General features: G+C 61.8%; 13 protein-coding genes and 1 tRNA gene. 9 read left to right on the top strand and 5 right to left on the bottom strand.

Annotation, left to right across the window (positions count from 1 at the left end; translation table 11 throughout):
- The first annotated feature begins 2 nt into the window (after positions 1 to 2).
- From EI171_RS22455 to EI171_RS22485, 7 genes are all read left to right on the top strand, one after another.
- Positions 3 to 554: a ubiquinol-cytochrome C chaperone family protein gene (locus tag EI171_RS22455; RefSeq protein WP_161534702.1), complete on the top strand. Its 552-nt coding sequence runs from the start codon at positions 3 to 5 to the stop codon at positions 552 to 554.
- Positions 551 to 1,114, top strand: a complete 564-nt coding sequence (locus EI171_RS22460) for a DUF177 domain-containing protein (RefSeq protein ID WP_161534703.1) — start codon at positions 551 to 553, stop codon at positions 1,112 to 1,114. The genes EI171_RS22455 and EI171_RS22460 overlap by 4 nt, the downstream gene beginning before the upstream one ends.
- Before the next feature lie 297 nt (positions 1,115 to 1,411).
- A complete protein-coding gene (gene plsX / locus EI171_RS22465) occupies positions 1,412 to 2,473 on the top strand; it encodes a phosphate acyltransferase PlsX (protein ID WP_161534704.1) in 1,062 nt (353 codons plus the stop codon).
- Complete coding sequence (locus tag EI171_RS22470) at positions 2,470 to 3,450, top strand: beta-ketoacyl-ACP synthase III (protein ID WP_060912465.1); 981 nt, start codon at positions 2,470 to 2,472, stop codon at positions 3,448 to 3,450. The genes plsX and EI171_RS22470 overlap by 4 nt, the downstream gene beginning before the upstream one ends.
- Positions 3,451 to 3,583: 133 nt before the next feature.
- Positions 3,584 to 3,925 carry an integration host factor subunit alpha gene (locus tag EI171_RS22475; RefSeq protein ID WP_028171641.1) on the top strand — a complete coding sequence of 114 codons (342 nt, stop codon included), beginning with the start codon at positions 3,584 to 3,586 and terminating at the stop codon, positions 3,923 to 3,925.
- Positions 3,926 to 3,951: 26 nt separating this feature from the next.
- Entirely contained in the window at positions 3,952 to 4,530 is a 579-nt protein-coding gene (locus EI171_RS22480) for a MerR family transcriptional regulator (protein WP_028171642.1), read from the top strand.
- Between the two features lie 125 nt (positions 4,531 to 4,655).
- Positions 4,656 to 4,733: transfer RNA gene (locus EI171_RS22485), tRNA-Pro, on the top strand.
- A 141-nt stretch (positions 4,734 to 4,874) separates the two neighbouring features.
- Here EI171_RS22485 and EI171_RS22490 read toward each other — a convergent pair.
- The 5 genes from EI171_RS22490 to EI171_RS22510 all read right to left on the bottom strand — a co-directional run bounded on the left by EI171_RS22490 (position 4,875) and on the right by EI171_RS22510 (position 8,678).
- Positions 4,875 to 5,171 (bottom strand): hypothetical protein, encoded by a 297-nt coding sequence (locus EI171_RS22490; RefSeq protein ID WP_161534705.1) that lies wholly within the window; start codon positions 5,169 to 5,171, stop codon positions 4,875 to 4,877.
- 567 nt (positions 5,172 to 5,738) lie between these two features.
- Complete coding sequence (locus tag EI171_RS22495) at positions 5,739 to 6,092, bottom strand: hypothetical protein (RefSeq protein ID WP_161534706.1); 354 nt, start codon at positions 6,090 to 6,092, stop codon at positions 5,739 to 5,741.
- 178 nt (positions 6,093 to 6,270) lie between these two features.
- Positions 6,271 to 6,663, bottom strand: a complete 393-nt coding sequence (locus tag EI171_RS22500; RefSeq protein WP_161534707.1) for a hypothetical protein — start codon at positions 6,661 to 6,663, stop codon at positions 6,271 to 6,273.
- Positions 6,664 to 6,944: 281 nt separating this feature from the next.
- Positions 6,945 to 8,036 (bottom strand): DUF4062 domain-containing protein, encoded by a 1,092-nt coding sequence (locus tag EI171_RS22505; protein ID WP_161534708.1) that lies wholly within the window; start codon positions 8,034 to 8,036, stop codon positions 6,945 to 6,947.
- Between the two features lie 141 nt (positions 8,037 to 8,177).
- Positions 8,178 to 8,678 (bottom strand): hypothetical protein, encoded by a 501-nt coding sequence (locus EI171_RS22510; RefSeq protein ID WP_161534709.1) that lies wholly within the window; start codon positions 8,676 to 8,678, stop codon positions 8,178 to 8,180.
- A gap of 586 nt (positions 8,679 to 9,264) precedes the next feature.
- Between EI171_RS22510 and EI171_RS22515 the strand changes: the two genes are divergently transcribed.
- Both EI171_RS22515 and EI171_RS22520 read left to right on the top strand, forming a co-directional pair.
- Positions 9,265 to 10,239 carry a hypothetical protein gene (locus EI171_RS22515; RefSeq protein ID WP_161534710.1) on the top strand — a complete coding sequence of 325 codons (975 nt, stop codon included), beginning with the start codon at positions 9,265 to 9,267 and terminating at the stop codon, positions 10,237 to 10,239.
- Positions 10,240 to 10,307: 68 nt separating this feature from the next.
- Positions 10,308 to 13,460 carry a hypothetical protein gene (locus EI171_RS22520; protein ID WP_161534711.1) on the top strand — a complete coding sequence of 1,051 codons (3,153 nt, stop codon included), beginning with the start codon at positions 10,308 to 10,310 and terminating at the stop codon, positions 13,458 to 13,460.
- The last annotated feature ends 5 nt before the right edge of the window (positions 13,461 to 13,465 follow it).

Consider the following 13,465-nt stretch of genomic DNA (forward strand, 5'->3'; position numbering starts at 1 on the left):
CAATGCTTTGGCCGTTCAATCACTTCAGGAAACCCCGGCTAGCCCCGCCGGGCACCATTGAAGCCATCTATGGCATGATCGTGACGCAGGCGCGAGAACCCATATTTTACCGCGACTTGGGCGTGCCCGATACGGTTAACGGGCGTTTCGACCTGTTGCTGCTCCATCTCTGGCTGCTGCTGCGCCGCCTGCGCACGGTCCAGGGCGCCACGGAGCTGTCGCAGGCGCTGTTCGACCGCTTCTGCGAGGACATGGACGACAATCTGCGCGAGATGGGGGTGGGCGACCAGACCGTGCCGAAGCGGATGCGGGCCTTCGGCGAGGCCTTTTACGGCCGGGTGCAGGCCTACGATCAGGCGGTCGAAGGCGGCGGTGAGGCGCTGGCGGCGGCGATCTGCAAGAATATCTTGAATGGGTCCGGCATGGACCAGGCGGAGCGGCTCGCGGCCTACGCGCGGGCCGCGGACGCCGATCTCGGCCGGACCGGCGAGGCCGCGCTGCTGCGCGCGGCCTTCAACTTTCCCCCGGCGCTTCCCGAGGATGTCACGCCATGAGCCGACCGAATACTGGACCCGATCCCTGGCGGTCCCCCGTCATCGTTGCGCAGATTCCCGACACCGGCCTGCACCGTGAGATCGAGGCGTCGGCCGCCGAACGGCAGGTCATGGCCGAGGTCGCGGGCGTGCGGGAGATCCTGTCCGCTAACGCCAGCTTCGACGTCGTGCCGAAAAGCGGCGGCCGGGTCCAGGTCACGGGCCACGTCCGCGCCCGGGTCGGCCAGACCTGCGTGGTCTCGCTCGATCCGATCGAGAACGAGATCGAGGAGGAGGTGGACCTGACGTTCGCCCCCGAGGCCGAGGCACGCCGCCTGTCCGACCTGATCGAGGAGGGCCAGGACGACGAGGAGCCACCGGAGGTCATCGACCCGCCGGAGGCCATCATCAATGGCATCATCGACCTCGGCCGGCTCGCCACCGATGCCCTGTTCCTGGCGATCGACCCCTATCCGCGCAAGCCGGGGGTCGTGTTCGAGGCGGAGGTCGTCGCCCTCGACCCGTCGGACCATCCTTTCGCAGCGCTGAAGGCGCTTCAGGACAAGAAGAAAGGCCAATAGCTGCCGATTCCCCGTAAGACCGCTTGCCAGGCAGCGCGAGGCCTTTGCGGGAGTGGTTTGAAAACCTGAATTATCTATCTGATTTCCATATATTTCTTGCGAATCTTCTGGTTTGCCGCCGGATCGCCCCGAATGCAAAAGGCTGGGGGCAAGAGGTTGTTTCGGGATAACAAAACGCTATTGTCGCGCCCCGGTCCGGGCGCGGCGTGGCGCTTGGCCGCCGCCACGTCCGTGGCGAACCCATTTTGCGGCCCCCGCTCGTTGAAGACCGCACCAGACCAGGTTTCCAGGACTTTTATGCTAAGCAAGGTTCGCATCGCGCTTGACGCCATGGGAGGCGATGTCGGCCCCGCCGTGGTCATTCCAGGCGCCGCCATCTCGCTTCAGAGGCATAGCGCGACCGAATTCCTGCTGGTCGGCGACCGCGCCAGGATCGAGCCCGAGCTCGAGAAGCACCCCGCGCTCAAGGCTGCTTCCAGGATCGTCCATACCGACGTCGCCGTCAGTGGCTCGGACAAGCCGAGCCAGGCGCTGCGCCGTGGCCGCAGGACCTCCTCGATGTGGCTTGCCATCGATGCGGTGAAGAAGGGCGAGGCGGATGTCGCGGTCTCCGCCGGCAATACCGGCGCGCTGATGGCGATGTCTCGCTTCCACCTGCGCACGCTGCCGGGCATCGACCGCCCGGCGATCACGGGGATATGGCCGACCAAGCGCGGCGAGTCCGTCGTGCTCGACCTCGGCGCCACCATCGGCGGCGATGCGCACCATCTGGTGTCGCTGGCCGTCATGGGCGCGGCGATGGCAAGCGTCCTGTTCAACAAGTCGCGCCCCACGGTCGGCCTGCTCAACATCGGCGCCGAGGAGATCAAGGGGCACGAGGAGATCCGCGAAGCCAGTGAAATCCTGCGGGCGAGGAACCTGCCGGAACTCGACTATATCGGCTTCGTCGAGGGCGACGGCATCGGCAAGGGGCTGGCCGACGTCATCATCGCCGAAGGTTTCAGCGGCAACATCGCGCTCAAGGCCGCCGAGGGAACCGCGCGGCAGATGGCGGAATTACTCCGCAACGAGATGCAGCGGAGCTGGCTGTCCAAGCTCGGCTATCTCTTTGCGCGCAGCGCCTTCCAGGCCCTGCGGGACAAGATGGACCCCAACAAGTCCAATGGCGGCGTGTTCCTGGGGCTCAACGGACTGGTGGTTAAAAGCCACGGCGGAACCAGCGCCGAAGGCTTTGCCTATGCGATCGATGTTGGCTATGAGATGGCTCACTACGATCTCCTGAACAAGATCAATCAGATGCTCAACCGCGAGGGTGGTGCACTCAATTCCGTGCAGGCCGCGCAGGAGGCTGTTTCGTGACCAAAATTCGTTCGGTCGTGCTGGGCTGCGGCTCTTACCTGCCGGAGCAGGTGGTGACCAACGCCCAATTGGCGGCGCGTATCGACACGTCCGACGAGTGGATCGTCCAGCGTACCGGCATTCGCGAGCGGCACATTGCGGCCGAGGGCGAGTTCACCTCGCACTTGGCGATCAAGGCCGCGCAGGCCGCGCTCACCGATGCCGGCGTGGACGCGCAGTCGATCGATCTGATCGTGCTGGCGACCTCGACGCCCGACAACACCTTCCCCGCGACGGCCGTCGCCGTGCAGCACGGGCTCGGCATCAACCACGGCGCGGCCTTCGACCTGCAGGCGGTGTGCTCGGGCTTCGTGTTCGCGCTCGCCACTGCCGACAATTTCCTGCGCACCGGCGCCTTCAAGCGCGCGCTGGTGATCGGCGCCGAGACCTTCTCGCGCATCCTCGACTGGAACGACCGCGGCACCTGCGTGCTGTTCGGCGACGGCGCCGGCGCGGTCGTGCTGGAGGCGCAGGAGCAGGCGGGCAGTGCGGCGACCGACCGCGGTGTCGTCACCACGCATCTGCGCTCCGACGGCCGCCACAAGGCAAAGCTGTTCGTCGACGGCGGCCCGTCCTCGACCCAGACCGTCGGCCATCTGCGCATGGAGGGCCGCGAGGTCTTCAAGCATGCGGTCGGCATGATCACCGACGTGATCGTCGATGCCTTCGAGGCGACCGGGCTCAATGCCGACAGCATCGACTGGTTCGTGCCGCACCAGGCCAACAAGCGAATCATCGACGCTTCCGCGCACAAGCTGCATATCGCGCCGGAGAAGGTGGTGCTGACGGTGGACCGTCACGGCAACACGTCGGCGGCCTCGATCCCGCTGGCGCTGGCGGTGGCGCGCAAGGACGGCCGCATCAAGCGCGGCGACCTGATTCTGCTCGAGGCCATGGGCGGCGGCTTCACCTGGGGCTCGGCGCTGGTGCGCTGGTAGAGCCACAGTCGATAAAATTTTGCCGGAATCAGCGGCGATATCGATGCGTCTGCATTGATGAGCGCTGTTGACCGGCGTATCGTAACCTCATAATTTCAGACAACAATTGTTCGCCGTGATGTGGGGCAGGGCGATGACCGATACAAGTAAAACCGTAACGCGTGTTGATCTGTGCGAAGCCGTCTACCAGAAGGTCGGCCTGTCGCGCACGGAATCGTCCGCCTTCGTGGAACTCGTGCTGAAGGAGATCACCGACTGCCTTGAGAAGGGCGAGACGGTGAAGCTGTCGTCGTTCGGTTCCTTCATGGTCCGCAAGAAGGGTCAGCGCATCGGCCGCAACCCGAAGACCGGCACCGAGGTGCCGATCTCGCCGCGCCGGGTCATGGTGTTCAAGCCGTCGGCGATCCTGAAGCAGCGGATCAACGCCCAGCACCGTACCAACGGCGACGGCAGCAAGGTTCAACCCGAGGCGTAATCGCCTTTCGGATAAGGATTTGGCATTTGGACAAGGCGCCGGATGCGTTCCGAACCATCAGCGAAGTAGCGCAGGAACTCGACATTCCGCAGCACGTGCTGCGGTTCTGGGAGACCCGGTTCTCCCAGATCAAGCCGATGAAGCGCAGCGGCGGCCGCCGCTATTACCGCCCCGACGACGTCGACCTGCTCAAGGGCATCCGCCGGCTGCTCTACGGGGAGGGCTACACCATCCGCGGGGTGCAGCGGATCCTGAAGGAGCACGGCGTCAAATCGGTCCAGGGCCTCGCCGACGGCGCGGCCGCGGTCTCGTTCGGAGCCATCGAGGACGCCATCGGCGCGAGCCTGATGGAGCCGGACGACGAGGCACCGATCAAGGGCGTCGCCGACGCCGACGATGACGACTACCAGGGCGACGAAGAGGACGGCATCGACTTCCGCTTCACGGAGGTCGACGACGAGGAAATCCTCACCACCTTCCGCAAGGGCGGCACCCCCGCCGCGCCTGCCGGCCCCAGCGCGCTGGACCGGGAGCGGCTGGGACGGGTGCTCGCCGACCTCGTCGCCTGCCGGGAAATGCTGGATCAGGCGCTGAAGGACGGCTAGGGCGGTATCGGCCGGCTTTGCGGGCAGTTCCGGGGCTCTGGGCTCAGAGCCAATCAGATCGCGATACCAAAATGCTGCGACCTCGCCTTGCGCAAAGCGGCGATCCTAGCTAATGGAACGACGTTCGGAGCGTGGCGCAGCCCGGTTAGCGCACTAGTCTGGGAGACTAGGGGTCGGAGGTTCAAATCCTCTCGCTCCGACCATCTAACAAACTGCGATTGCAGGGACATTTTCGCTCCTATCAAAAGCCGATGACGCTCGCACAACCTCGGGGGAAGCACCGGGGAAGCACGAGCGCCGATTCTAAGCGCGTCGGGCGGACTTTGCACCGCCCGAAAGTAACCTCAGTTCAGGTGCTGCCGGCTTTCGGCGCCGGCCCTTGCCTCCAGCATTTGGATGGCGGCGGCGAGTGTCACCGCAGCGTCAATCTCGACCAGGTTGCCGGGCAGGGGACGGAATTGGCCCGCGGCCTTTCCCTTGAGTGGCGCCAGCATCGCTGCGGCGGTCGCCGAGCTCACGTGGCAGCGGATCAGGGCGTTTCCGTCTTCTATGGCCAGGATGAGGTCAGTGCCGCGGCGAGCAAGGAGGGCGCCGAGATTATCCGAGGTCGTCGCGGTGCGGAGGGCGATTGCGTTGCGCATAGTGTTTTGCCTTTCGAGCAAGATGCGAGTCCAGGGGCGAAATGACCGACACTAGGCGGCCCCGCGCACCTTTGGGCGTGCGCCTTGGACATACGCGCGCGGCCCCTGGACAAGATTTGTGATTGCCGCTCACCGGATTGGCTCTCGGCTAGTGTTTCGGGCTTTCGACCCGCGATCAGGATGCGCTCAGCGGGAAGATCGGCAAGGAATGTTTTGTCTGGAAAAGTCTAATACGTGAAACCAGACAGCTTAGGGCTTGATCCGCTTTGCGCACTTCTGAATCTCAGCGCTCTTGTCGGGTTTTGAAATCGCGCATTACCAGACAAGAAATGCCTGTGCCGCAGGGGTTTTTGTGACTCTAAAAGATAAGCAATGCCAACGTCTTCGCCTGTCTCGATGCGCGGTGATTGTCTTCAAATGAAGGCCGAGCCGACGGCGTCGGGCTAGCGTAGTTGACGCGTGTTTCCACGTGATGGCCTCGTGCCAAGCCTGCACCCACCCCCGGCCCACTCCCACCCCTCGGGGGGAGGGGCTTGCTCGCAGTCAAAACGCCGCAAAGCCGCTCCGCTAATTTTGCGATTCCGGGGAGTTCAAGGTCCCGCGTACTGGCGGTCGACCGGTGTGCGGCAAAATGGATTTGAAATCGAGAAGATCAAACTGTACGACTGCGAAATCCTGCTGCACCTGGACCACTCCAAGTCCGACCAGGAGGGCAAGTGCACCGCGCTCCTGGTCCGAATGGCAGGGAGCTTCCGCCGCTCTAGCGTAGATCGACTTCTCTCCGGTGTCGCTATCCAGCGATGCTTCGAAGAAGGGAATCTTCAATTTTAGCGCGGCTTTGATTTTGCAGAAACGCGTCACTCCTATTTGGCTGTGAAGCATGCCCACCTTGGTTTCGGAAATGTACAGGTAATAGTTCATTGGCATTCTCAAGGGTCTTGCCGCCATGCTGCGGCCGCCGGCGCCCGTGGATCCACCAAGGGTGCCTATCGGACGTCAGTTGACGGAGGCTTTGCTTCGGACGACATCGTCAGACCTGTGAGGGACGGAAGCCTGCAATCTCACCTGAATTGTTCGCTGTCGTCAACCTTAAGTCGCATCAGAAGCACTTGGCCCAACGGAGCGGCGGAGCTCCGGTGCCACCCGATTCCGCCCATGTCGCGTAATCGTCGAACCCGAGCGAAACTCCTTCAAGCAGCGACTTGGCGTCGCCAGGCGCCTTCAAATATTCCCATAGTCGATCGGCATTGGAATCGTCGAATTCGACGAGAAGTGACATCATTAGGCCGAGGCCAAACTTGCTTCCGATATCCATCCGGCCGTACTGAAGGGCGCAGTCGGCGAAGCCATAGATGTAGCCCAGCGCTTTCGGGTTGATGCGATCTTGATCCACCAAGACAATATCGCCAATAAATAATTCCTGAGCTCGAAGCAGTTCCGCCAGTAGGCGCATTGCACCCGCGTATCGTACTTTCAGCGCCTGCTCATCCATCGATCACCCTTTTCAATGGTGGTGAATGCTACCGGCTTTCGTGCTGGAGTCCGGTAAGGGCTCTTATCGCACTCCACTAGTCCAACTGTCGTTGATCCGTCCATCTAGGTGGAATCACAGTCGTCAAAAGACGGAAACTCTTTGAATGTCGCGTGATGGGGGTCCGGCTGAAAAGCACCGACTGGTTGTAGCTGTAGTGAAACTGCATGGCGGCGCGCGCAATGGGTGCGCCAGCGGGCATTCTAACAACGTGATTGAGCGGACAGACATAAATCGGTGCTTCACGGGGTTTGATGAAGTTCCGGGTGTCGACTTCTAATACCACATTGGATAGGCCGGCGCCTTTGTCGGTGATCGCCTCGATTATCTAAGTATAGCGGAGCCTTAATCAGCGTCATCGCTCGAAATGATCCCCGTCGGACAGCCTCGCTTCCCAGGAAGGTGCCTAAAGATAGGAAATCGACAATGTCCGCTCGATGGGCCACCCACTGCCAAAGGGGCGCTGTCTGAGAAGAAATATTGCGAAGGCCGCAATCGGCTAGAGCAGTGACTTCGTCGGGCCCTAATTGCCCGATATCACCGTAACGGAAAATCAGATTGGCGTCGTGAACGCCCATGACGTCTTCGTCGTTTCCTTGTTGATGAAGTACTTGGCCAATGAGGCGGAAGCGAGCCAGATCAAACGGTTCAATATGCTTCTTTTTCTTGGCGACTGCGGCAATGCGCTCGAGAAAAGATAGAGCGCTCGTTGACAGCATACCTTCTGTTGGTGCGTCTTTGCTGGATGTTTGACCTGCGCTCGGTGCGACGGAACTATCGTCGGGACTGGTCTCGTTGGTCGCCCTCAAATTACTTAGATATCGAAATAGCGCACGTCTAAGCTTTTTCTGGTAATCGTCCTCAGTCTTGAAATCTTCAAAGAGAACGCGTTTCTCGGTGATCATTTGTTTTCGGAATTCAAGCACCCGTTGAAGGCCGGTGCCTGGATCGTCCAACTTGTCAGATGGAATCTCCTTGAAAAACATGCTGATTTCCGGCTTGCCCTCGCTGGACCGGCGGCTCAATGCGAGTTCAAATTCTTCTTCAAAGCCCGATGTGAACCGGCCCTCGCTGTCTGGGGGCGTGCCCCATCGTTTCCACATGAGCCCTATGAAGTACTCGCACTGTTCAACCTCTTTATTGATCAAGGCTTGTGGGCGCCCATAAGCGGAGACGGTATCTTCCCACCCGATCAAATCGACGTGGTAACCAAATGTTCGGCCGATCGTTTCGTTGATCTCATCGACGGCCTCTTTTGCCAATGAGCGTTCTCTTCCCAAATCGCCCGGTGAAGCCAGAAAAACTTTGACCACTTTTCGAACGTTCTCTGCCATAGCAGGCGGAATCCTCTCACATTTAGTTTGTTAGAGCCCGAGACCCAGTCACTGGGCCGCGCGATCGCCAACGCTTTCGCTGCCGTTCGTCATGTTTCGCGATTGCTGGAGTCCGGTAGGGGCTCTTATCGGACTCCAGCCCTATGAAAACCATTCCATGCCCGTGGACTCCACGTACTTCTTGATGTGTTCTGCTCGTGCCTCAGTTTGGAGCGAAACGTAATCCTTGTTGGGCGCGTTCGTTTTGAACTTCTCCTCTTTGGCTGCAGATATCAGCATCTGTAAATGACCACGAGCAGGCGCTGGCACCGGGACAGTCGGGTCGATATCAGCCAACAGGCATGCCGCTTGGTAGAGCCGAAGTGTGGTTGCTCTGCTCCACGGGGATAAATCGGGCCTGTCGAAGGTCTTAGTTGCGAAGAGCGTCCTGACAAAGCGGGGCAATAGGGCCAGATAAACGGAAGCCACGATTGTACTGAATGTGGTCAGCACGAGGACTTGCACCGAGGCGCTCGAGAGCCAAGTCCAGACTGTTGCAGCAGTTGCAATTGCAAAAGCGACTGCAATCGGCCAGAAGCCAATGAAATCAAGTACGTGCTTGACGGCTTGCACGACGAGCATTTCGCTTAGCTTTTTCAGCATTTCAGCCCCATGAAAACCAAGCAACTTTTCGTTGCACAATTGTCTAGCTGAAATCACCATCGCCTTGGAAGGCGTTGGCGCGGGTCCTCCCCAGCGGAAAAGCAAAACCGGTGGCCCGGCCCCAAAAAGTCGCTAGCTGCCGGGGGCAAATCTGATGCAACGACCACACGATGCAACGCCTTTGGAGCTGATTCCAATCAGCGAGGCGGCCCGGAAGATCGGGGTCAACAAGTCCACCTTGAGCCGGCAGATCGACAGCGGCGCAGTCCGGTCCCACGACGGGAAAGTCGTGTTATCTCAAGTGCTTGAGGACCGGAAAAACAACGTCAATCTCAGTCAGTCGCGCCGTCTGACCACGGCGGCGACGCCGCACGGGTCTTCCACCTCCCTAGGGGATGAATGGCGAGGGGAGAGGGAAAACCTCGCTACCCGAGCCACAACTGGCAAGCTTCGGTAGAGCGCCACTCTGAGCCGTAACTTTTTGCTCACTTCGGTCCTCTAGAGTTATCTCACGGACGCAACGCCGCTTCGCCGACGGCACCCACCGCGCAATCCCGCGCTCTTCCTCTCACCCCGTCGGCAACCAATGTCCTACCCCACCAAATACACGCGCCAATACGATTACGTTTCGTACCAAAACGCCAATCCGGCCCGGCCGCTGCCGGCCGACAAGGTCCACGCTGACTTCAACCAAGTTGCGCTCTCGACGAATGAGATCGTCGACTTCCTGAAGACGTCGCTGCGCTCCGATGGCGCAGTCATGAACGGGTCGATCGGCTTCGACCAGCTTTCGACCAGCGTCAAAGCAATGACGGGCGATCCGACTTCCGTTGAGACGTTGTTGTCCGCCGCATCTGCCAGCGCAGAGTCCGCGGCTGCATCCGCGGGTGCGGCCGGCACCAGCGCGACGAATGCGGCAACGTCTGAGACGAATGCGGCGACGAGCGCGAGCTCAGCGACCACGTCGGCGAGCTCGGCGGCCACGTCCGCAGCCAACGCCGCGACGACCCTGGCGAATGCGCTTGTCCGCGGAAACAATCTATCGGACTTGGCGAATGTGTCGACCGGCCTGAATAACTTAGGTGGCGTCAGTTTCCTAACGGTTCAGGCCGCCAGTTCTGGCCAAAAGGCGCAAGCAAGGTCGAACATCGGTGTCGGAACGGACGCAGCCGCAACGAAGTCAGATCAGCAGGCAGGTACGAGCACGACGGCGGCCGTGACGCCTTCACAGCAACAACAGCACGACTGCTCGGCAAAAGCCTGGGCTCTATTTCACTGGAGTGGCTCGGCCCTCGTGATCGATGCTTCGTACAATGTCGCAAGCATTTCGCGCAGCTCCGCTGGCATCTACAACGTAACCTTCACAACCCCGTTTGCGAGCACGGCCTTTTGCTGCCAAGTGACGACGGAGATCGCCGGCAATACGCCCGAGGGCGTTATGGCCATTGTCGCGCAAGGGTCTCGCTCCGCCGGATCGGTACAGGTCCGTTTCCTAAATCAGGCAATGAGCGCGCCTGTGGATCCGAGCGCCGCGCATCTGGTCTGTTATGGACGGCAATGATTGGCAGCCCGCGGTTCAAAGACTGTAGCTGGCGAGCCAAGCTCCGTAGTATCTGAGGTCTGTCGATAATGCCCAAACTCGTAGAGTTCGAAGGCAGCATCCACCAATTTCCTGATGACTTCACGCAAGCGGAAATCCAGCGTGCATTGAGTTCCCGTCCGCGCGCTCCGCAACTTGCTGACGTGACCGCTTCCGATCGCCGACTTCCGATGGCCGAAGACCCTCGGTCCGTGCCAGCGCCGCAGCTGATTCCTCAACTCCCGGCGGGCTACAAGCTTGACCCGCCAAACCCGCCGGCGGCGACCGCGCTACCGCCGCTTCCCTATGGGTATACGCTCGATCGCAAGCCCACGCTTGTGCCGGTCGACCACGATCCTTTCGCTCAGGCGGCCACACCTACACAGCCAAAGCTCGTGCCTGTCGATCATGACCCTTTCGCGGCGTTTCCCGACGCGCCTCCCGCTGCCGCACCATCCGCTCCTGTCACCACGCCCCAAGGCCGCATCTACGTCTCGCCGGCGACCGCCGAGCCGAACGCCGCTCCGAGTGCGTTGCACAGCCTCGCCGTCGGCGCCCAAGGCGTCGGCAAAGGCCTCACGGACATCGTAACGGGGCCGTTCGATCTCGTCGCGGGGGCACAGAACCTCATCTCCGGCGGAGTCAACAAGCTGTTCGGCACGAACATTCCCATGGCTACGCCGGCGTCGAAGCTGGTCGAGAAGGCCACCGGGCCGTTCTCCATTCCGGAGAGCGAGATGTCTCCGGGCGAGAAGCTCGGCTACAACGTCAACCGCTTCGGCACACAAGCGCTCGGTACCGGCGCCATGCTTGCAGCGCGAGCGCCAAGCGTCGCCGCTGCGACAACGCGGGCTGACACGTCCGTCGGGCGCGTCCTGGACCATCTGTCCCGGCCGTACACCGAGGCGCCCGCGCGGACGCTTGTCGGCGACACGATCGGCGGCATGGGCTCCGGCGTTGCGGTGAACGCAGCGGACGATTACGTCCCCGAGCACGCTGTCGTCGGGGACACGATACCGAAGCAGGTGGCGAACATTGTCGCGCCTCTGGTCGGGGCAGTCGGCGCCAACTCCATCCAGGGCACCGCGGAAGGCATTGCCGGCTTAATCAAGAACATTGCGGCGAAATCATTCGGTTCTGCATCGGCACCGATCCCGCTCAATCCGAACACCAGGGCGCCGTACAGCACCGCCGATGTCGATCGCGCCGCAGCTAGGATCCAAGACGCCGCATCCGGCTCGCCGCGCGCGCTGGCGCAAGACATCCGCGAGAATGCGGCCGCCTTGTCGCGGCCGGCAGAGGAAGGCGCCTCGCCCTTGCAGAGCTCGGCAATGCCGACGTCAGGTTTGCTGTCGGGCGATCCCGGTCTCATCGCAGCAGAGCAGGGAGCGCGCCTCAAATCGGCGCCGGAGTTCATCAAGCGCGACCAGAATGTCAAAGCCGCAGCGGCAGAGCGCGTTGACGCCATGCGCGACCCGGAGGCGGATCTCGGTGCTGTCGTGCGCCGCGCCGCGCAGACGCGAGATGAGCGACTTGGCGCCGCAGAGAACGAGATTCTCCAGAGAGAAGAAGCGATCCGGTCTGTTGATCGAATCCGATCGGATCAGGGACAGCCGTTCGGCGCGCTCGCCAATAGTGAGGTCAAGGCAAACGCTTCGCGTCGACTGGACGAGGCTTTCGTCGATCGGACCTACATTCCGGCACGCGCCGAAAAGAATCGGCTGTTCGACAGTGCTCCCGGGCGGGCCGATGAGCTTCCGGCCGACCACGTCTTCTCGGTGATCGACCGGATCCGCGCCGGCGCGAACGATTTGGCCCCGGGAACTCTGCCGGCGGACTTCATGCGGCGGCTGGACGCTTTGCGGCCGCAGATGGTTGAGCATCCGCCGGAAAGCGGGCGAATGGTCAACGTCGGCGGGACCGGCACGGCGCTCGGTGGCGACCTTGCGGACCTACGCAAGTTCATCGGACCGGCCCAGGAGCGCGCGCAGGCATCCGGGAACTTCGACCTCGCGGACAACCTGGGCCGATTGCGGAGCGCGATAAATCGCACCCTCGAGGACGCACCTGGCTACTCGGAAGCCAATGCCAACTATCAGCGCTTCGCACAGCGTTTCCGTCCCGAGCGAAATGACGAGACGGCAAGGTTCACCCGCGAGCTCGATCGTGGCGGCCAGAACGTCGACGGCGAGCTCAACCGCGGCGGAACGCCTCCAAGTGCTACCGCGGACCGCTTCCTGGCCTCACCGGAGAAGGCGACCAGCTTGACGCGGGCGCTTGACGGGTCACCCGCTGCGCCGGACGCTCACGCGGCGCTTCGCGACTACCTGCGCTCCGACTTCGCCAAATCGGCCCTCAATGCCGATGGCACGGTGAACTCGATCCGCGCCAACGCGTGGGCGCTAAACAATGCTGACGTACTGGCGCAATTTCCCGCCGTGCGGGGCGAGTTCGACGACATTGTCGCCGCCGCACGTCGCGGAGAGCAAATGTCGGCGCAAACAAGGGCGGACCTGGAAGCAGCGCGCGCCAACCGCAAGGCCACCGAAGCTGAGATCGATCGGTCGGCAGTCGGGACCCTGCTTCGGGAGGATGCCCGCGACGTCGCGCAAAAGCTGCTCGGCGGGAAGTACAACGCTGGAGCCAAGCTCGACGAAATCAACGCGCTCATCAAAAGCGATCCCCAGGCGGTAAGGGGCTGGAAGGCCGCCGTGTCCGAGGTTCTTGCGGACAAGGTCCAGGGCACTCGGCAGGTAGGCGATACACTCGAGGTGCATTTCGCTCGGTTGGCGCGAGAGTTCAAGGACAATGAAGCGTTGCTCGCGAAGACCTTCACGCCCGAAGAGATGAACAACCTCCGCCAGGCGCACAAGATCTTGTCCTACTTCAAAGAGGCCGAGAAGCGTTCGACTGTCGGGTCCGACACGGCCGAGAAGCTCAACATCCCGGGATGGGCTCAACTGGCCGTACGCCACTTCAAAGGCGACTTGGCCGGCGGCGGCTTGATTAAGCGGTTCAAGCTGCTCCTCGAGATGCTCCCTTCCAACAAGCAGAATGCGGACGAGATCATTCACATGGCTTGGTTCGATCCGAACGTGGCCGCCTATCTCCTGGAGCGCCCCGTAAAGAATCCGAACGTGCCGCAGTACAACATCGACTTGCGCCGTCTCATCGCCGCCGCGAACTCATCGCGCGATAACTAAGGAGC

This window comes from Bradyrhizobium sp. LCT2 (genome assembly GCF_009931255.1).
Classification (GTDB): Bacteria; Pseudomonadota; Alphaproteobacteria; order Rhizobiales; family Xanthobacteraceae; genus Bradyrhizobium; species Bradyrhizobium diazoefficiens.

Bases quoted from the DNA above. Each gene is read 5' to 3' on its own strand.
- EI171_RS22455 (WP_161534702.1), top strand. From the start codon at position 3: ATGCTTTGGCCGTTCAATCACTTCAGGAAACCCCGGCTAGCCCCGCCG.
- EI171_RS22460 (WP_161534703.1), top strand. From the start codon at position 551: ATGAGCCGACCGAATACTGGACCCGATCCCTGGCGGTCCCCCGTCATC.
- plsX (WP_161534704.1), top strand. From the start codon at position 1,412: ATGCTAAGCAAGGTTCGCATCGCGCTTGACGCCATGGGAGGCGATGTC.
- EI171_RS22475 (WP_028171641.1), top strand. From the start codon at position 3,584: ATGACCGATACAAGTAAAACCGTAACGCGTGTTGATCTGTGCGAAGCC.
- EI171_RS22490 (WP_161534705.1), bottom strand. From the start codon at position 5,171: ATGCGCAACGCAATCGCCCTCCGCACCGCGACGACCTCGGATAATCTC.
- EI171_RS22495 (WP_161534706.1), bottom strand. From the start codon at position 6,092: ATGAACTATTACCTGTACATTTCCGAAACCAAGGTGGGCATGCTTCAC.
- EI171_RS22500 (WP_161534707.1), bottom strand. From the start codon at position 6,663: ATGGATGAGCAGGCGCTGAAAGTACGATACGCGGGTGCAATGCGCCTA.
- EI171_RS22505 (WP_161534708.1), bottom strand. From the start codon at position 8,036: ATGGCAGAGAACGTTCGAAAAGTGGTCAAAGTTTTTCTGGCTTCACCG.
- EI171_RS22510 (WP_161534709.1), bottom strand. From the start codon at position 8,678: ATGCTGAAAAAGCTAAGCGAAATGCTCGTCGTGCAAGCCGTCAAGCAC.
- EI171_RS22515 (WP_161534710.1), top strand. From the start codon at position 9,265: ATGTCCTACCCCACCAAATACACGCGCCAATACGATTACGTTTCGTAC.
- EI171_RS22520 (WP_161534711.1), top strand. From the start codon at position 10,308: ATGCCCAAACTCGTAGAGTTCGAAGGCAGCATCCACCAATTTCCTGAT.